Source organism: Sphingobacterium sp. UBA7631, assembly GCF_002483935.1.
Taxonomy (GTDB): domain Bacteria; phylum Bacteroidota; class Bacteroidia; order Sphingobacteriales; family Sphingobacteriaceae; genus Sphingobacterium; species Sphingobacterium multivorum.
Window position 1 is genome coordinate 1,019,221 of the sequence record NZ_DLIX01000010.1, and the last position, 19,928, is coordinate 1,039,148.

A 19,928-nucleotide genomic window follows, 5' to 3' on the forward strand; every position below is an offset into this window, starting at 1 on the left:
TTAGCCGTATCAACTGTGGAATGAATTCCTTCAGAAATAAATCATAGAAGAACTGTTGGTAAAAGATTCGGCGATAAATTTGGTCAGCGCTATCAGTAGATTGGCAGCAAGGGCACTGTAAATTGATGTTTTATTATTGTCCATGATATAATAGCCTCTATTTTTTGCTGTCCGCCATGAAATATTATACTTAAAATTATTCGATACTATTATTTTCAAACTGCCGTCACCCAATTTTTGTTTGCTTTAAATAGCTTCAAACATGGTTTAGTGCGATTTTTGTTATTTATCATTAAGATGACCCGTACTTTTACCTTTTTTAAAGTAGTTTTATATCCATATAATTGTCTTTATAACACCATACGACATCTTTATGAACAGCTCCGAACAAATAGAACAATTACGAATTGAAAATCTCGAGCTCAACAACCGGATTACTGAACTAACTGACTTTATCGACAGTGCATCTCTAGCACTACATTGGGTTAACCGGGAAGGGGTTATTATTTGGGCCAATCAAGCTGAACTTGACCTTCTTGGTTATCGTAAGGAAGAATATATTGGTTTCCCCATTGCAGACTTTCACACAGATCAGGATACCATTTCGAAAATCCTACACATGCTTTTAAATAATCAACGTGTGGAGGATTATCCAGCAAGTCTGAGGTGCAAAAATGGAGATATAAAGCATGTTGTTATAAATTCCAGTGCTTTGATGAAGGATGACGAATTTGTCCATTCGATGTGTTTTACCAAAGATGTTACGGAAGCCGTACTTGCAGAAAAAAGAAGAGATAAACTCACAGCAATCCTGCAGGAGAAGGAAGAGCGACTTCGCCTTGCCATCGCCTCTACCGGACTTGGGACCTGGGATTGGGACGCTGCGAAAGGAATAGTTCAACTTTCCCCACAGGCTCAAGAAATTTTGGAACTTTCTGCCCCAATCCAAAAGAAAGAAGCGATGATAACGCTCATCCATCCGGAAGATCAACCCGCTATTTTCCAGCAAATGAGAGGGCTGAGCGAAAATAAAATGGACGGCCATTTTGAGTTTACCTGCCGCATTATAAGACCTATCACACATGGGATTGCCTTTGTAAAAATCACGGGATCGGCTTTCTTTAGCGGCAGCAAAGAATCGCGCAGGATTATCGGAGCGCTTATGGATGTGACAGATCAGAAAAAAGCGACAGAAAAAAGTGCCGAACTCGCAGCCATTGTTAACTCATCCTACGATGCGATTATCGGAAAGACACTAGACGGTATTATAACCAGCTGGAACGACGCTGCGACGAATCTTTTTGGCTATTCAAATGCGGAAATGATCGGTCAGTCCATCCTAAAATTAATTCCACGAGATAGGCATTCTGAAGAAGATTATATCCTGGGGCGAATGCGCATGGGACATTCCATCAAGCATTTTGAAACTGTTCGGCAGACAAAATCAGGCAAATTGGTCGATTTGTCGCTGACGATATCCCCCATAAAAAACGATCTCGGCGAGATCATTGGTGTATCAAAAATTGCACGGGATATCAGCGAAAAAAAGCAGGAAGAGAAGCGAAAAAATACGTTTATATCCGTAGCAAGCCACGAACTCAAAACACCGCTCACCACAGTCTTGATGAGTGCGCAGATGATGCAACAGCATGCAACTATATTTGGTGAAAAAAGTGCCCAGATAGGAACTAAGATCGAATCCCAAGTAAGAAAAATGATGCTCATGATTGCGGATTTTCTAAGTATAACGGAGGTAGACGAAGGAAAATTGCAACTTCACCAAACCATTTTTCAGCTTGACAAATTAATGCAGGACTGTATTAATGATTTGGAAACGAATCGGCACAGCATTGAACTGCGTTGCGATCCTACCGTTCATATTTTAGCTGACTGGCCCAAAATGGATCAGGTTTTTGCCAACTTACTTAACAATGCCATAAAATACTCTCCCCACGGCGGAACGATTATTATTGGCACGCAGATAATAGGCGAAAAAGTACGTATATATGTTCAGGATGAAGGGATTGGAATCGAGCCCAAACATCAAAAAAATATTTTTAAATCATTCTATCGGGTGGATAACCTAAATACTTCTAACATATCTGGATTTGGCATCGGCCTATATTTGGTCGCAGAAATCCTACGAAAACATGGTTCACAGATACACGTTCAAAGCGCCAAGGATAAGGGATCTATTTTCTATTTTGATTTTCCGTTCACCTACGCTTCAAACTAAATAAATCAATAAGCCTACTAGGTATACATTCCAGCAGATCTACAGTATTAATATACCGACTAGAGCAGCCCGACCTCACTTTGTCTAATAACTAACTCTTTCTGGGCAAATTGTAATTCGAGTTTTTTCTTGAATTGTTTCCAGTAGGCATAGTCGATTTCAGCAACCATGATTTCATAAACCACATTCTCGTCTTTAATTGACTGTTTTTTAGGATCGATCCATATACCAATGGCAGGGGCACGCGTATAAGCTGTTATCCCGCCAAAGTCTTTAATGAGCTGCTTCCTAATATCCTGAAATAGTTGAGCGGAGAAGGGTGTTCCCGACGCATCGTAGAGTGGAAGAAAAAGTTCAATTTTTTTGATGGGCTGACTGTTACTTTTTGCTTTTTCTATTGCCTTACATGCATCTTTAGCACTTAGAATTTTCAAAGGCTGGAAATTTTTGCCTTCCTGTTTATTATAATTTATGAAGAACTGTTGCAGTTCATCGAGCACGGTTTCAGGCAATTGGGCGACACGATGAATGTGACCAAAGACGGCTGAAGCCTCTGGCACAACCAAAAAACGGTCATTTTCTACAGTTTCGCCATCTTTATTCTGCTGTATCGCCTTTATTGCACCAATTATTCTGCATTTCAATATACAGCCAGGAAACGTCCCTTGTTCCGAAATAAAGATAATATCCAAAGGGTCACCATCCTCTCCTACCGTGCCTGGGATAAAACCGAAATCATAGGGGAAAACTGAGCCCAAAGGAAGGTATTTTGCTAGAACAAATCCGCCACATTTTGGCTCATAGTTGTATTTAGCATTTGAATTTTTGGGTGTTTCAACCGTGCAGAATATATATTTCATCGTCATTTATAAAATGGGTTTCGGCTCAATATCGACTTATTAAAACTAATGAGTTTTATAGTGAACAGTAGCATCTACAATTTCGTTTACGATTTTATAACAAATTTAAAGCGTCTAGGTCTTTACACCTTTTGCCTTTTTGATAGATTGCTCTATCTTTCCCAAACGCTTTCTCCAGGCCATGACTTGCGGTTCTTCATATCTTGGAAGGCCATCCTCCTGCATTAATCCCAGTACTTTGGCCAAACGCTGACTTAAGTCCGCTGACCCACCGTTCAGCTTCTTCCATTTGCGCTGATCTTTCAACAGATCATTTTCATAGGCAGCGAGCGCCTTCTTTATGGTACTTAGCTCTTTCTTGTACATTTTCTGCCTATGATATACAATCATGAGCCGATTATATGCAGCGGTATGCAGCTTATCCTTTGCGATAACTGTATGATAGTTTTTGACAGCATCCTCCAATTTGCCTTCGGATTCTAACAATTTAGCCTGTTTCATTAATTCGTTGATAGACAGACGTGCTGTGGATCTTTGATCAGCCATTTCAATACGATTGTTCGAGACCATAAAACGCGAGTATGAGCCCGGATCATAAAGCGATTGCCTTTCCTAGGGAATCTCGATAGAAGGACAAGATTCGGCAAATAATAGTTTGTCTACTGATTACATCCTAACTAGAACCTTTTCACTCCGCAACTATTCCAGCGTTGCTAGCTGGAATTCTTCAGTACGATGTTAGCATTTTAAACGAATACACAATTGGTTAAAACTAATTCCTGTATAGTTCGGTTTACTTTCTAAAATCTCAAACTTAATCATTTTAAAACTAAGTCATTATGAGCACTATTCTGATAAAAGATATCATTCAGCAATTAAAGGATGTGGAGCACGCCGATCTATGGATCGATGAAAATTTTGAAAAAAAATTAGCTACGGTGAGCGAATCATCTGTTTATGAGCGTCCTATCCCAGAAATGCACAGTGTAGCGGAACTGATGTCGCATCTCATTGAATGGCGTAAGGAGGTTCTAAGCCGTTTGAAGGGAAATCCACGGGGACTCGAAATGAACGAAGCTAGGAATTGGCGAACGAATGACGAACTGAAGACAACAGGCTGGAAAAAGCTGTTGGAAGATTTCTGGGATAGTCAGCGACACGTTATTCACTTTCTCAACGGCAAAGACGATTCCTTCCTCGAGCAACCCTATAAACATGCGAATCCTGATTTCCCGCATAACCTCAAATACCTCCTGACAGGCCTTATCCATCACGATTTTTACCACCTGGGTCAGCTGGGTATCACTATTAAATTTTTGAAGCTAAAAAACACGTGAATGTAATATGAGATAGTTGCGTTGGTCATTTTTTTGAAACGATACTGTTTTGACCACTGTTTATCTAGAAATCAAAACTCATAAGATCATGAAAAGAATATTTTTGACCCTAGCAATTGCATTTTCTATTGTTGCTGTCCAAAGTTGCGGCAATGCAAATAACGACAGCAAAAAAACAGCAGACAGTATCAACGAAACAAAAGCACCAGAAAACATAGACGATAATAATACGGCAACGACGCCTGTTGCTGTCAGTGAAGACGATGCAAAATTCGTTACTGAAGCAGCGAACGGTGGCATGGCTGAGGTAGAACTTGGAAAACTGGCAAAGGAAAAAGGCCAGCATCTGGATGTAAAAGCCTTCGGCGAAATGATGGTTAAAGATCATTCCAAAGCAAATGATGAACTTGCAACACTTGCACAAGCAAAAAATATCACGCTACCAGCCACCTTGGGTACAGATGAGCAAAATTTGAAGGATGAATTGTCCAAAAAGTCGCCCGGAGACTTCGATAAATCGTATATCGAAGATATGGTTAAAGACCATGAAAAGGATATCAAGCTGTTTGAGGACGCTAGTAAAAATCTTAAAGATACCGAGCTGAAAGCGTTTGTAGATAAAACTCTACCAACACTTAGAAACCACTTAGATCATGCTAAAAGTGTAAAAGATAAGTTGAAATAATAGCAAAACACAGGGGCTGGTATAGGATATTGGTCCCTGTCTTTTTTAATTACACCTCAACTGCCCCAGCGATACGAAATCCTTTCCTCGGGTATTATCGCGCTCCGATCTTTTTTTAACGAACTGTCTGCTTGCGTTTCTGACGCAATCGCCCCTATATTTGTCGTATTTCCACAGTATTTTCCTGGGAAATCGTAATGATATTTGTCATGTACATTTTAAATAAATTCGTTATGAACACACGTATCAAAACCAATACTATTTTTAAATCATTACTTTATATCATTATGATGATTACTGTTATGCAATCTTATGCCCAAATTAAACCCTCGGCTCAAGGTTTAGTACACCTTAAGGACAGCAAGGTATATTATGAAGTTTATGGTACTGGAAAACCGATTGTATTATTACACGGCGCTTTTATGACCATCAGCACCAACTGGAGCCAGCTCATACCCGAACTGTCAAAAAACAGGAAAGTCATCGCCATTGAGTTGCAGGGCCATGGCCATTCACCCTATTCTGATAGAAAATTTGACCACGCCATACTTGCAGCTGATGTTGCCAAAGTGATGGATTATCTGAAAATTGAACATGCTGCAGTGCTTGGCTACAGCTTTGGAGGGGCAGTAGCCTACCAATTTGCCATTCAGTATCCGAAGCGCTTAGATGAATTAGTCATTATTTCTGCTACCTATAAAAGTAAGGGATGGATGCCGGAAATTAACAAAGCCTTCCAGAACATGAAACCAGCATTATTTGAAAATAGTCCGATGCAGCAAGCCTATGAAGCCGTTGCTCCCGACAAAACAAAGTGGACAAAATTTTTGGAACAGATGATCTCATTGGCACAGCAACCATATGATCTGGGAGACGCAAATATTGCCAAAATATCTTCACCTGTACTCTTGATTGCTGGAGACAACGACGGTCTAGACAAGATCGAGCTGGTAAAAACATATCAATTATTGGGCGGTGAAGTAGTTGGTGACTTTGGACAAATGCCGAAATCCCAATTAGCTATTATCCCAGGACAAAGCCACGTCAGCCTGATAGGCCAAACTGGAAGCATTTTAAGTTATCTGAATAGCTTTTTAAAATAAGTCCTGTAGAGGGAGAAGAACTTATGCATATTATTGAAGAAAACCATTCTGATTTTATTTAACTTAGTGTATAGATAATATAAAACCTAGATTAAACCTAATTGAAATCAATAGCGATTGTATATTCACCATGTATGAAACGTCAGCCAAACTTCCTCTGGATAATGCTGTCTATTTTACTATTAACATTTAACCAATTCGCTCAAGGAGCAATCTCAACAAATAAAAATAAACTGCTTCATACTGTTAAGGTTGTTTATTTTTATCCTGCTGACGCAAAACTGTCTTCCGATTGGAAAAATCGTCTCGACCGAACATTGAAGGACATCTCCTCCTATTACAAAACTGAGCTTGGAAATTCGGGGTTTAAAAGTGATGGTATCCCTTTTGAGGCAGACGATTCGGGTTATCGGTACCACTTGGTTCAAGGGTCGAAACCCTCAAATGATTATACAATAAATTCAGGGCGTGAAATAGAAAATGAAATCTTCGAGAAACTGACGCCTGCTATCAATCCAAATACCGAACATATCCTTATTATTACTGCCTTAAGCCATAAAGATGAAAATGGGACCTACGTCTTTCATTCGCCATACTATGGCAGGGGCTCTGCTTCCTCGGGCTTGTGCATGGTTGCCGACTGCGAATTGCTAGATCCGGCATTACTCACGGATGCAAGCACCAAAATAACTTTTACAGAGATGTTTGCCACAAATAAAGAATCTACTGTAGGAGAGTTCAACAGTTGGTACCTCGGTGGGATAGCACATGAAATGGGCCACCTATTTGGATTACCACACGATCATGGTTTTCCAAATGAGTTCAATCCAAACACGATTTCCTTAATGGGAGAACATGGTAGCAGGCACTACAAAGTCGAAAAATGGGGTGGTTTAAAATCAGCTAAATTTTCCAAAGCCTCAGTTTTTCAACTAAGTAGTCATCCCATATTTACACAGCGACCAAAACCTATCCTACAAAAAAACGAATTCCTATTACAATCATTTACGCTATTTCAAGCTGAAAATACGACAAAATTAAAGGTTCAGTACCGTGCAGGTACAGTACCATGTGGCGTTGTAGCACTGATCCGCCCTTATAATATCTCAGAGTATTTGAGCAACAGCTTTACCGCTGTAGTCAATCAGAGCAATTCTGTAGAAATTGATATTGCTCCTTTTGAAGGCAATATACCCTATGAAATAAGAATGCTATTTTTATTCGACAACGGATCAGTTAAAGAATACCGAAAAATGGTTAGCCATAGTAAAGAAGGAGATTTCCTAACCCTTAACAATTTTGGTCAGGCTACCGTCAATGACCTGATTAGAGTAGTAGAAAATGACAGCCTGGATAATCAAAAACAAGCCAAGTTGAGTGTCTTAAATCAATTGTTGCAGGACGACCACCCTATCAACCTTAGAACCATAAAAAAGGACAGTATCTTTCTTTCTGAGGCAGCATGGGAAGAAGCTTATGTAGGTTGGGAAAACCCAGCGAGAAATTATTACACAGCAGAATCTAATGCTTTATTTTTTCTAGAAAACAACGCTAAAGTATATCGCAAAGGATTATATGCCCATGCACCATCCCTGTATAAGTACAAGCTTGCAAAAAAGTGGCGACAATTAAAGATCATCGCAGCTTTACGCGACGGCTCACAAAAACCAGAAGGCATTCAATTTATCATTCGTGGTAATGGGAAAATCCTTTCTTCCCATAACGTCAAACCCAACGAACAGTATCTTTTTGATCTTGATATCACAGGTGTCGATCATCTTGAGCTTCTTACGCAAGATCAAAGCGGCAACAACTTTAATGCCTGGTCAATTTGGTGCAACCCATGTCTTATAAAATAAACAACGACGACCACTATTTATCAAGTTCGCAAAGGTATTTCCAGAAGGTTATATATTCCCGGAGCTGGCCAAACAATTTGATCTCACTGCTATATCTACCGATTGCGGCTGTTAGGCCTCATGAAAATTAGGATAAACAGGCTTTTCATCTGCTCCTGAATATAAGCCCTGAAATCATTTGATTTGCTAATGAATAGCGAATCAAATGATTTTCCCTATATTTAATCACCGTTATGCGACGAACATAATCGTTGACAGTTTGAAGGATAAAAAATGGTTAAACTACCTCAATCTTATTATACTAATACAAATACCATATTCCTGGCGGAAGATCTGTTAGGAAAAGTTCTCTATACGCAAAAAGATGGCCTGGTAACAGCGGGTAGAATTGTCGAGACCGAAGCTTACTTTGGCATTATGGATAAAGCATCCCATGCATTTAACGGAAAGAGAACATCGAGAACCGAGCCGATGTACAAGGAAGGTGGCGTCGCCTATGTATACCTCTGTTATGGTATTCACCATCTGTTGAATATTGTGACTTCTGGAGCAGACGATCCCCAATGCGTTCTAATTAGAGGGATTGAACCGTTGGTTGGCATTGACGTAATGGCATTGCGGAGACCTGTGCGGCCCGAAAAACCCTCCTTCTCCAACGGACCGGGATCTACGGCTAAAGCTTTGGGAATTGACGCCTCATTTAATGGCGTATTATTGACCGGTGATAGCATATGGATTGAAGATCAGGGAATAAAATACAGTTCAGCACAAATCGGAAAAGCAGCACGAATTGGTATCGCTTATGCTCAGGAGCACGCAGTCCTACCCCTGCGTTTTTTTGTAAAGGACAGTAGATACGCCAGGAACGGATAACATAACAATGCGGTTTATTACTGAACTTTTGGGTCAGCCTGCTGTTTTTTGATTATTTTCCGGAACAAGATAAATTCTAAGATGGTGCTGGCTAGATAAATAACGGAGAACAGAAGCAGCATTTTTAACGGGTCAAGAACCATATGATATTTATAAAATCCAACCAAAATATAAATGATCAGTAAGATCAGGCAAACAGCCGGTATTCCCGAAAATGTCAAAAACGATAATCCTTTATTAAGGCGAATTTTTTCGATATGATTTAGAAAAAATAGTAAGGAACATAAAATCACCGCGAAAAGATAAATTGTTGAAAAACCCAAATTGACAATAATATCCAGAATAACGATGATTGTCTCGAGAAATCCCGTAGCAGCCGTATCCGTCTCTGCGATAACAAGTCGGTACAGTACAAATAGCGCGACACTTATCAATACATTAACCAACCAAAATCTGAATATAATTTTTCCCATATTACTTCGTATTTTACAATTGCTGTTGCTGATTTCTTGGTTTTATGAATAATATAACCGAGATAACGTTTTGTTTATGCATTGACAACTCCTTCAAGTAAGCTTACAAAGATATCAAGTTATTTTCTGGGACTGATACACGAATATAAAGTCAATCTCGGCGAATAGTAATTATTATGCCATCCAATAAGCCTAACAGCAGACAAAACGGAGCCGAAATCCACCCTGCTTATTTTTAACTTTTAATTAACCACCTGCTGAAATTCAGGGCTTAAAAAGAGCCCATTTTTGGAGGCTGTACAGATCAAGCACAGATGAAGCACATGCTAAGCACAGATAAAGCACGGATATAGCACTGTTCGGGTACAAGGGGTTAGTGCCTTGAAAGTGCTTTAAACGCACTATGAAAGTATCTCTATCGTGGATAAAATGGTTGTTTTTTCCCTCGGCAAGCATATACAATATTTAACTTAAAGAAAACATAGTCTCCATATCGTCGCCTAAATTCGAGGTCAATAGAGGTAATTTCACAAGCCTCTCCAACAAATCGTAATTTCAACTAAATTGGTATATTGCGCTGCAATATGGTGTAAATTTTAAATTATCCGAATCTATTGACTGAGTACCCTAAAGCAATTAAATTCAAATATCCATGGCGTAAATACCAATTACGGGTACTTGAAGAATTACAGGAGCATCTTAAAGATGGTCATTTACATGTGGTGGCACCTCCCGGCTCAGGTAAGACGGTCCTGGGGCTTGAAGTTGCTATACGCATCAATAAACCAACGCTAATTCTCGCACCTTCACGTGCAATCCGTAACCAATGGATACAACGGTTTTGTGAACTTTTTCTTCCATCGGACACCGTGCCTGACTGGATCTCTAGGGATATCCGAAATCCTAAATTTATCACTGTAGCGACTTATCAGGGAATGCATGCTGCCTGCAGTGATCAAGATCCAAAGGGAGCAGATTCAAACCTTGACTTTATCCTAAAAGGATTGAAATCCCAAAAAATTGGTACAATTGTCGTCGACGAAGCACACCATCTTAAAAATGAGTGGTGGCATACATTAATTAATATCAAGAAAAAGCTGAACCCGACGATCGTTGGCCTAACAGCGACTCCCCCTTACGATGTCTCTCCAACAGAATGGCAGCGCTATATGGACCTCAACGGCCCCATAGATGCGGAAATTTCGGTCCCCGAACTTGTCATTGAAGGTGATCTATGTCCGCATCAGGATTATATCTATTTCACCAATCCCAGCGAAAGGGAAAGACAGTTTATTGCCGATTACAGGGATAGTATGCTTAAGCTATTTAAGGAATTAGGCACGGACGAAATCGTACTTCAGGGGATCCAAAATCATCCGATATGGCTAAACCCGATGGATGATCTCGACTGGGTCTATAATAACTTGAAATATTACTCGGCATGCTTAATTTTTCTCCATGCCAACCAAATCCCAATTCCCGAGCTCCATATGGAAATCATCGGTGGCAAAGATTTTAAAATACCTCACCTGGATTATGAATGGCTCGAAATTCTACTTGAATTTTACCTACATCAGGAAAAAGTGCATTTCAATGCATTTGCAGAACATCGAAGCGCGCTGGAAAATAAATTACAACGACACGGTGCCATGGAAAGAAAACAGGTAAACTTTTCCCAAAATAGCCGTGTCCGACAATATTTAACATCCAGTATCAGTAAAATGGACGCTATTACCGCGATTGTGGATTTTGAATATGAAAAATTGGGGAAAGACCTGCGGCTGGTCGTCCTCTCGGATTTCATCCGAAAAGAATTCTATGTAAACACCGACCACAATACGCTTGAATTGAACAAAATAGGTGTCATCCCTATTTTCGAAAAATTAAGACGGGAAAATAAGAATAATAAGAAAATCGCTGTGCTTACAGGATCCATGATCATTATTCCGGCCAGTGCTTACTCAGCATTTCAAACTACTGCTGCTAGATATGGTATATTTGACAGCTCTACGAGCCCTGTTCCTTTTGATGCAAATTACCTTTTAATAAACCAGACGGAGGGTCTTAAACACGATATTGTTCACATTGTCACACAGCTATTCCAGGTTGGAGAAATTGAAGTCCTACTGGGGACCAAATCATTGCTAGGTGAAGGCTGGGATGCTCCGGCAATCAATGCGTTGATTTTAGCGAGTTTTGTCGGCTCATTTGTACTTTCCAATCAGATGCGCGGTCGGGCTATTAGAGCGCAACAGGGCAATAAGGATAAAACGGCAAATATCTGGCATTTGGTATGTGCTGACTCTACCTCGGCAACGGGTGGTGATGACCTTAAATTACTAAAACGACGGTTCAAAAGTTTTGTCGGCGTCTCGCTGCGACAAGAACCTGAAATTGAAAATGGTATAGGCCGTTTTGATCTACCTGAAAACATAAACAACGTTGGGGAAATTTCACGGAAAAATGCGGAAATGCTACTATTTGCTGCCAATCGGGTAAACCTCAGGCAGCGGTGGAATGATGCGCTTACCAAAGGAGTGAATCTCGTCGAGGAGATCAAGATACCTTTTGCGGAAGAACAAGATTATCAACGGGTAAAATCGTTGTATCTCAACAAAACAATTAGAAATGTACTGGCGACAGTGGGCGCTGCCTGGCTAAGTTTTGGACTTGACAACGTTCAAGGATTTTTTAGGGCATTAAAAAATATGCAAAGCCTAAAAGATTTTTATATTTACATCGCCAGCTTGAGTGCAGTAGGAATGCTGCTTTTCGGAAGAAATACGATCAAGTCACTCAGACTATATTTGAAATATCGCGATATTTCCAAAGATCTGAACCAAGTGAGTTCTGCGCTCTTAAATAGCTTGTTAAAAGCACATATCATACGGGCTGATCAAAACGAAGTGCGCGTGGAAACGCAAGTTGACCGCTCCGGTGCCGTTTATTGCCATTTAGAAGGGGGTACAACATTCGACAAATCCATATTTATCAATGCATTACAAGAGATTATTACACCGATCAATAATCCGCGTTATGTGATTGTCAGGAAGAATAAATTTGCTTTTTTTGTCAAGCAGGAAGATTATCATGCTGTTCCGGAACTGCTGGCACGCAAAAAAGAATTCGCCGAATATTTTAGCAATCAGTGGGAAGCACATGTAGGGAATTGTGAATTAATTTTTACCCGAACAATTGCTGGTAGAAAATTGATCTTAAAAGCGCGGGTGAAATCATTGGCTGCGCAGCTGGATGAAAAAGTACTGCAGGTAAGCAAGTGGCGGTGAAGAAATAAGTTAAAAAAGAATTTCTCCCATTCTGCAGCCAGCCACTACCGCAGACTTTCAACTGTTTAAAGAAAGTTGAATGAACGCTGTCTAACTAATCGATCAGCGCTACAATTGCTGGATCTTCGGGATCTGTTTTTGGAGGAAAATGCTTGATAAGCCTGCCGTTTTCATCGATCAGATATTTCTGAAAATTCCACAGGACAGCAGAACTTTCTACGCCGTTCAAGCTTCTATTTGTTAACCACTGATAAATAGGCGCTTGCCGCTTTCCTTTAACATCAATCTTTGCTGCCATCGGAAAAGTTACGCCGTAATTCCGTTGACAAAAAGCAGCTATTTCGGCATCTTTACCAGGTTCTTGGTCTAAAAAATCATTTGATGGAAAACCTACAATGACCAACTTATCACTAAATCTTTTATACAAGCGTTCGAGTCCCTCGTACTGTGGTGTAAATCCACATTTAGAAGCGGTGTTTACAACAAGTATCTTTTTACCTTTAAACTGCGCAAAATCGATGGACGAGCCATCCAACCCCTTCACTTTAAAATCATATAGCGTAGCTGACTTCAAGGCCATATCTACTTTAACATTACCATTGGTGAATAAATAATAGGCTACACCTGCGGCGACTACCGCCACGATGAATAAAATTATAAAGAGCATTTTTTTTATTTTTTTTTGAAACATGACAATCTATAGCTACCCGAAACCACCCCAACATCGTCTGAATTTAGGTCGATGAATACCCTTGGACCTAGGACCAAGGATGGTACATGACAACCTTGCCGACCAACGCTGTACAAGACAAAACGTATGCTGCGAAGTTTTATAAACGGTAAGCGCAACGTTCATCATAGATTAAAGTTACTAAAGAAAGTCTGAATTGAAAATGAAAAGTGCTTTTCTGATCGGATAATAAAACCCTATAAAAAACCGAATCTTCATAACGAAGATTCGGCCGCACTATTAAACTATATAAACCAATTGTGTTCGTTAAAAGTTGACTTATTGCGGGGAGGTTGGTCTATTTGGGTTCAGCGGTATCTGTCCCTTTAGCATCTTTCCACCGTCCATTGTGATCCGGAGATAGTAATCCGAAGAACAAGCAGTCCCATCTTCATCCATGGATTTAATCCCCAGCCCAACCGGAACATCCTGTTGGGTTGCAGCAGTCTTCGCGATCTGATTGGATTCGTTGTACTCATCAAACATAGACACATACATACTCTTGACACCGAGCGAAGTCAGATTATAGAATTGTCGCCACATAAAATCACCATGTTTTCTTTGCCCCTCCTGCAGTGAGCCCGGCAATACACAGGGCTGATAGTCTATGTTATTTAAATTACAAAACTGTAGATCAGCATTTTGGATATGCTGTGCATAATGATCCACGTCTGCAATGGTTCCGATACGTCCTACCATCCAAGGCGACAACATATCAAATGCTTTGTAAACGTCGATGTAGCCCTGCCTCGAATCTCCCCCTGCTTGTGCCAGCCTCCAATGTGTTGGCGTGCCGCCCATGACATAACAGCCTTGGTCGCGAAACCACTGGATCACATCCAGACAGACGGCCGCCGACCAGGGGTGGTTGTTGTCATTAAAACCAAATCCCCAAATACCGACCACAGGCTTGCCATTCTGTTTGGCATAGGCTGGAGACTGAGTATATTGTTTCATTAGATTTAGCCAATCATTTTTTATCTCAGCCTGCATATTAACCCAGGCCGACACATCATACATGATATAAAATTTGACACCGTGTTGCTCGGCGGGAGTTTTAACTTTAGCCGTAATGGCGTTACGAATGGGACCTTCTATCCCTGTGGGATTAAATCGCTGCAATGCCGCCGTATGTATACCATAATCTTTCATCCATTTAACCTGGACATTCACTGTCTGATCGTCAAATGAAGAAAACAAAGACGCAGGTGAACCATTGCCCAACGCCGGTAAATTGCTGTTGTATTTTTTTTGGTATTCACTGTTATCGGGCCAAGAAGGAATATGGAAATTACCCTGGGACGGCGTCTGTTGCCAGGCCTCGGTCCAGTGCCACCAATGTGTTCCCATGGGAGAATTGTCGCCAGCGCAGGAAAACCAGCCCTGGTATCCCACAGTAATCTGGCCAACAACATCGCCTGTCGCGGAAACTCCATTATTGCCATTTGCCTTTTTGGCCTCCTCTTTCGGGAGCTGTTGTTCCATCATCTTTTCGCTCTTCGAACAGGACGCCAGCAAAGTTGCCAACAAGAAGACCATACATAATTTTGTTTGCTTTTTAATACTCATAATCAAGTGATTTTTTTTATAAATGGTTGAAACTGGTTTATACAAATTGGTTTATTTCAATGCAGGTCGCCCTACTCCCCCTTCGTTCCGGGGGGCTAAATAGTACTGGGCTTATTCTCGAAATCAAAGTTATGAGGTACCATTAATGAACTATTAACAAGAAATTAATAGCTTCTATAAATCGGTATGAAACGAAAAATTATTTATAAATATATTGGTGGGCCTAAGGCAATTTTGCCGTATATTGAAAAGAAATATTACAGCAATTTATCTATAAAGAAGTATTGATCTAAGCGATCTGATGGGGTTTTCTTTCGAAAAAAGAAAACAATGCGATGTAAATGCTGTATATTAAAGGAGCTCAATGGTCGATTTTTTTGACTACAACTATTTATTCTTAAACAGAAGACCAAAAGTTCCTTTGAGTAGTCGTTTTTAACTCGAATAAATTAAACTAATATAAACACCAATCCGATTTTCTATGAAAATTACGTTAACATTAACCCTTCTCATGTTTGTACAAGTCCTGTTTGGACAGAAGTCTTTAACGCCTCAATGGCAATCGGACACTACCCTAAGATCTCCAGAGTCCGTTTGGGTAGATGCCAAAAACAAAGTACTCTATGTTTCAAATACGATTGCCTTCGAACCTAACACAACGGCATTCATCAGTAAACTGGATATGGACGGAAAATTTATCAAAAAAGATTGGGTGACAGGATTAAATGCTGTTTTGGGCATAGGAATTCACAAAAACCGGCTCTATGCAGCGGAAGCATTCGCTAAATCGATTGCCGTCATCGATATAGATAAAGCAAGTATCGTTAAAAGAATTACCATCGATGGTGCTGAGCTACTCAATGACATTACAGTTGACTCAAAGGGTATTGTTTATGTGAGCGATACGCGACTTGGAAAAGTCTATCGCATTGAAAATGATGTCCCTATGCTATATGCCGAAAATCTCAAAGGTGCAAACGGACTGCTGGCTGTCGGCAAAGACTTGTATGTATTATCGGATGGTGCTCTTGTTAAGATAGATCAGGATAAAAAAACTACTGTAATATCGAAAGGTATGGAAGGTGGATTGGACGGTGTCGTACAAATTAAACCCAACGAATTTGTAGTTTCGGGCTGGCAAGGACTGATCTATCATGTCAAACCTGACGGCTCCAATACGGTATTGCTTGATACAAGGGACAAGAAGATAAATGCTGCCGATATCGGTTACGACAAATCTTCGGGTATGCTTTATGTGCCTACCGTTAGGAGTAACAGCGTTCAGGCATACAAACTGGACTAAATGATTTAATGGATATACAAGCAGATGAAGCTTTCCACGTTTACCCCTTATACCAAGTCATTTAGAAAGGCTTTTTTGATTATTCCCTTTTTCGTTGTAATTGATGTGTTTTGCGAAATTGTACAACCTCGTCTAATGTCTATTATTGTCGATGACGGAATCTTGCATAAAGATATCAACTACATTTTGAAAATTGGATTGGCCATGATCGGGTTAGCCATCGTTGCCATCGTTGCCAATTTGTGCAACATCTATTACTCTGCACATGCATCTGTGGGTTTTGCGACAAATCTCCGGACTGCCCTCTTTCGAAAAATACAATCTTTTGCTTTTGCGGATACCGATTATTTCAGTTCGGCATCGCTTACTACGCGGCTCACCAACGACACCAATATGATGCAGCAAGTCATGATGATGTGCCTGCGTATGCTCCTCAGGGCACCACTTATGATGGTTTTTGCCATTATCTTTGCGATTTCTATAAATAAGGATCTGTCCATCGTGATGGCCATTGCGTTGCCTATATTGGCCCTAAGCATTTTCATATTATTACGCAAAGGGCTCCCCTTTTTTATCAAGATGCAGCAGGCGGTCGATCGTGTCAATAGTGTTGTGCAGGAAAATCTACTCAATGTGCGGGTGGTTAAAGCTTTTGTCCGTCAGGATTTTGAGAAAAAGAAATTCGACAAAGTGAATTTCGACCTGATGGATGTTGCGACCAAAGCTTCAAGCATCGTTGTACTTATCATGCCTGTCATGCAATTGGTGATGGGCTTGTCGCTTGTTGCCGTGACCTGGTTTGGCGGACAGAAAGTTATGACCGGAACGCTTGCGCTTGGTGGACTGATGTCCTTTCTAAGTTATATCACGCAGATCCTTATTTCTTTGATGTTGCTCTCATTGACTTTCATGATGATTTCAAGGGCAATCGCTTCGGGTGATAGAATTGAAGAAGTTTTAGAGAAACAGCCTTCCTTATCGGATACGGTGGAAGGTCTCCAAAACAGATACGCTATCACAGCAGGACGGATCGCCTTTCAGCAAGTCACTTTTCGGTACAACAAACAAAGTGAGAAACCCAACCTCGACAATATTAGCTTCGACGTGAAGCCTGCGAGTACCTTAGCTATCATAGGTGGCACAGGTTCCGGAAAGAGCACATTGGTACAATTAATCCCACGACTGTATGATGTGTCTGAAGGTAGCGTGTTGGTCGATGGAATCGATGTCAGGAATTACCAACTACAGGAACTGCGCAGACAGATTGCGATTGTCTTGCAGCAAAATCAACTTTTTTCAGGAACTATTTTAGAAAATCTCAAATGGGGAAATGAGCAGGCAACGGATGAGGATATTTATGCCGCTGCCAGGATTGCCTGTGCAGACGATTTTATACGCTCTTTTCCCGCCGGCTATCAGACGCTACTGGGACAAGGGGGCGTCAATGTTTCGGGAGGACAAAAACAACGCATATGTATTGCCAGGGCTTTATTGAAGAAACCTAAAATCTTGATTATGGACGACAGCACAAGTGCTGTGGACATCGACACCGACCGAAAAATACTTGAAGGTTTAAAAAATTATCTGCAGGATACCACACAATTGATTATTGCACAGCGCATTTCAAGCGTCATGCACGCCGACCAGATATTGGTCATGGAAGAAGGCCGCATTGTCGGCTCCGGATCACACGAGGTACTTCTGCAAACAAATACCATCTATCAGGAAATTTATCAGTCCCAACACCTGCAAAAAGAAGAAGCCTAATGAGTACCTCAAACAAATCTATCCCCGTGAGTTTACCCGGTCCCGGAAGTTCAAGACGCATTAAAAATGAAAAGCCTCAACAGGGATTTAGGGCTCTATGGCGATTGATGCGCTACCTGTCTTCGCAGCGGCTGATGCTCCTGCTGATTTTAATTTCACTTTTGCTGGGAACTGCGGGAACACTAGCGGGCAACTACCTTTTACGGCCTGCAATCAACAATTATGTACTTAAAAAAGATATTGTTGGTCTAGGACATATCGCCCTCGTCATGATCGGAATTTATATCGCTACAGGAATTTTCAACATGTTGCAATACCGGCTGACCATAAAAGTTGCGCAGAAAACGATTTCCAACCTCCGAAATGAGCTGTTCGACCGCATGCAGTACCTACCTTTGCAGTTTTATGATACCCATCAACATGGTGATCTGATGAGTCGCTTCACCAATGACATGGATACCGTAAGCGACGCCCTAAATAATAGCATTACACAACTTTTAATCAGCTCAATTACCTTGCTGGGAACACTCGCGCTCATGGTATATATCAGCCCTATCCTATCTATTATTGCATTGATCATGATCCCCCTGATGTTATATCTGGCGAAACTGATCATCAACAAAAGCAAGCGTTTTTTTGCCGCCAACCAAGCTGCACTCGGCAATGCCAATGGCTATGTAGAGGAAATGATCAGCGGACAAAAAGTGGTGAAGGTCTTCGGGCACGAAAACGCCGCCATCGAACAATTTGAACAGCTTAATCAAGTGCTCCGGGAAAAAGCAACAAAGGCACAGTTTTATTCTGGCATGATGATGCCTTTGATGGCGAATATGAGCACCATTAACTACGCGCTGACTACCATCGCAGGTGGTATTCTAGTGATCACACGTGGATTCGATTTAGGGGGATTAACTGCATTTTTACAGTATGCACGGCAATTTGGACGGCCTGTCAATGAGATTTCTAGCCAATACAATAGCCTACAGGCAGCGTTGGCGGGCGCAGAACGTATTTTTGCCGTTATTGACACGGCTCCTGAAAGTGAAACCGTCGATCCGCAGCCAATGCCGGCACCGGTGCAGGGCCAAGTGACACTATCGCATGTAAATTTTGGTTATGTACCGGAAAAACAGGTTTTATTTGATATCGACATCGACGTAAAACCAGGTCAAAAGATCGCTTTTGTGGGTGAAACTGGTGCTGGCAAGTCGACAATTATCAATTTGCTGCCTCGCTTCTACCCTTTGCTATCCGGGGATATTCTGTTAGATAAGACATCGATTTTTAAGCTGGACCGCAATGAACTGCGTAAAAAACTATCTATTGTATTTCAGGACACCCATTTGTTTACCGATACGGTTATGGAAAACATCCGGTATGGCCGGCTCAGCGCAACAGATGATGAAGTGATAGCGGCAGCGAAGCTTGCCGCAGCGGATAGCTTTATCATGCAATTGCCACAAGGGTATAAAACCGAATTGACCAATGATGGAGCCAATCTGAGTCAGGGACAACGGCAGTTAATTAACATCGCCCGGGCAACTATTGCCAATACGCCAATCTTAATATTGGATGAAGCGACCAGCTCGATCGATACACGAACTGAAATCGCTATTCAGGAAGGTATTGACCGGTTAATGCAAAACAAAACAAGCTTCGTCATTGCCCATAGACTCTCGACCATCAAGAATGCCGACGTCATCTGTCTGATCGAAAAAGGGAGAATCGCCGAGTTCGGTTCCCATACAGAATTGCTAAAGCAAAAAGGTAAATACTATCGTTTGTATATGGGACAGTTTGACTGATCATCCCGAAGCTTTAACACCCTGCTTATTTCGTGAATACT

Annotated in this window: 15 protein-coding genes; 10 read left to right on the plus strand and 5 right to left on the minus strand. The window is 41.0% G+C overall.

What is annotated here, in order from left to right; translation table 11 throughout:
* Positions 1-373 precede the first annotated feature (373 nt).
* The gene (locus B3P16_RS20910) at positions 374-2,236 is read left to right on the plus strand and encodes a PAS domain S-box protein (RefSeq protein WP_286769651.1); all 1,863 of its coding nucleotides are present in this window, start codon (positions 374-376) and stop codon (positions 2,234-2,236) included.
* Between the two features lie 59 nt (positions 2,237-2,295).
* Here the strand turns inward: B3P16_RS20910 and B3P16_RS20915 are convergent, their stop codons facing one another.
* Positions 2,296-3,096 carry an inorganic diphosphatase gene (locus tag B3P16_RS20915; protein ID WP_286844225.1) on the minus strand — a complete coding sequence of 267 codons (801 nt, stop codon included), beginning with the start codon at positions 3,094-3,096 and terminating at the stop codon, positions 2,296-2,298.
* 114 nt (positions 3,097-3,210) lie between these two features.
* Entirely contained in the window at positions 3,211-3,642 is a 432-nt protein-coding gene (locus tag B3P16_RS20920) for a tetratricopeptide repeat protein (RefSeq protein WP_147282023.1), read from the minus strand.
* A 293-nt stretch (positions 3,643-3,935) separates the two neighbouring features.
* Between B3P16_RS20920 and B3P16_RS20925 the strand changes: the two genes are divergently transcribed.
* The 5 genes from B3P16_RS20925 to B3P16_RS20945 all read left to right on the plus strand — a co-directional run bounded on the left by B3P16_RS20925 (position 3,936) and on the right by B3P16_RS20945 (position 8,953).
* Positions 3,936-4,433 (plus strand): DinB family protein, encoded by a 498-nt coding sequence (locus B3P16_RS20925; RefSeq protein WP_286779441.1) that lies wholly within the window; start codon positions 3,936-3,938, stop codon positions 4,431-4,433.
* 88 nt (positions 4,434-4,521) lie between these two features.
* Positions 4,522-5,118, plus strand: a complete 597-nt coding sequence (locus B3P16_RS20930) for a DUF4142 domain-containing protein (RefSeq protein ID WP_046675942.1) — start codon at positions 4,522-4,524, stop codon at positions 5,116-5,118.
* Positions 5,119-5,351: 233 nt separating this feature from the next.
* On the plus strand, positions 5,352-6,221 hold the full coding sequence (locus B3P16_RS20935) for an alpha/beta fold hydrolase (RefSeq protein WP_286844226.1): 870 nt from the start codon (positions 5,352-5,354) through the stop codon (positions 6,219-6,221).
* A gap of 134 nt (positions 6,222-6,355) precedes the next feature.
* On the plus strand, positions 6,356-8,080 hold the full coding sequence (locus B3P16_RS20940; RefSeq protein ID WP_115048140.1) for an NPCBM/NEW2 domain-containing protein: 1,725 nt from the start codon (positions 6,356-6,358) through the stop codon (positions 8,078-8,080).
* Between the two features lie 273 nt (positions 8,081-8,353).
* Positions 8,354-8,953: a DNA-3-methyladenine glycosylase gene (locus tag B3P16_RS20945; RefSeq protein ID WP_115048138.1), complete on the plus strand. Its 600-nt coding sequence runs from the start codon at positions 8,354-8,356 to the stop codon at positions 8,951-8,953.
* Positions 8,954-8,970: 17 nt separating this feature from the next.
* On the opposite strand, the gene B3P16_RS20950 is transcribed toward B3P16_RS20945, so the two are convergent.
* Positions 8,971-9,426 carry a hypothetical protein gene (locus B3P16_RS20950; RefSeq protein ID WP_286844227.1) on the minus strand — a complete coding sequence of 152 codons (456 nt, stop codon included), beginning with the start codon at positions 9,424-9,426 and terminating at the stop codon, positions 8,971-8,973.
* Between the two features lie 614 nt (positions 9,427-10,040).
* Between B3P16_RS20950 and B3P16_RS20955 the strand changes: the two genes are divergently transcribed.
* The gene (locus tag B3P16_RS20955; RefSeq protein WP_286844228.1) at positions 10,041-12,713 is read left to right on the plus strand and encodes a DEAD/DEAH box helicase family protein; all 2,673 of its coding nucleotides are present in this window, start codon (positions 10,041-10,043) and stop codon (positions 12,711-12,713) included.
* A 94-nt stretch (positions 12,714-12,807) separates the two neighbouring features.
* Here the strand turns inward: B3P16_RS20955 and B3P16_RS20960 are convergent, their stop codons facing one another.
* Both B3P16_RS20960 and B3P16_RS20965 read right to left on the minus strand, forming a co-directional pair.
* On the minus strand, positions 12,808-13,380 hold the full coding sequence (locus B3P16_RS20960) for a glutathione peroxidase (RefSeq protein ID WP_286754494.1): 573 nt from the start codon (positions 13,378-13,380) through the stop codon (positions 12,808-12,810).
* Between the two features lie 342 nt (positions 13,381-13,722).
* Positions 13,723-15,012, minus strand: coding sequence for a glycoside hydrolase family 71/99-like protein (locus B3P16_RS20965; protein WP_286844229.1), 1,290 nt, complete (start codon positions 15,010-15,012; stop codon positions 13,723-13,725).
* 481 nt (positions 15,013-15,493) lie between these two features.
* Between B3P16_RS20965 and B3P16_RS20970 the strand changes: the two genes are divergently transcribed.
* Genes B3P16_RS20970 through B3P16_RS20980 form a run of 3 tightly spaced genes read left to right on the plus strand, consistent with a single transcriptional unit; the run spans position 15,494 to position 19,887 of the window.
* Positions 15,494-16,315, plus strand: a complete 822-nt coding sequence (locus B3P16_RS20970) for an ATP-binding protein (RefSeq protein WP_286844231.1) — start codon at positions 15,494-15,496, stop codon at positions 16,313-16,315.
* Between the two features lie 24 nt (positions 16,316-16,339).
* A complete protein-coding gene (locus tag B3P16_RS20975; RefSeq protein WP_286844232.1) occupies positions 16,340-18,082 on the plus strand; it encodes an ABC transporter ATP-binding protein in 1,743 nt (580 codons plus the stop codon).
* Positions 18,082-19,887 carry an ABC transporter ATP-binding protein gene (locus B3P16_RS20980; protein WP_286769659.1) on the plus strand — a complete coding sequence of 602 codons (1,806 nt, stop codon included), beginning with the start codon at positions 18,082-18,084 and terminating at the stop codon, positions 19,885-19,887. The genes B3P16_RS20975 and B3P16_RS20980 overlap by 1 nt, the downstream gene beginning before the upstream one ends.
* Positions 19,888-19,928 lie beyond the last annotated feature (41 nt).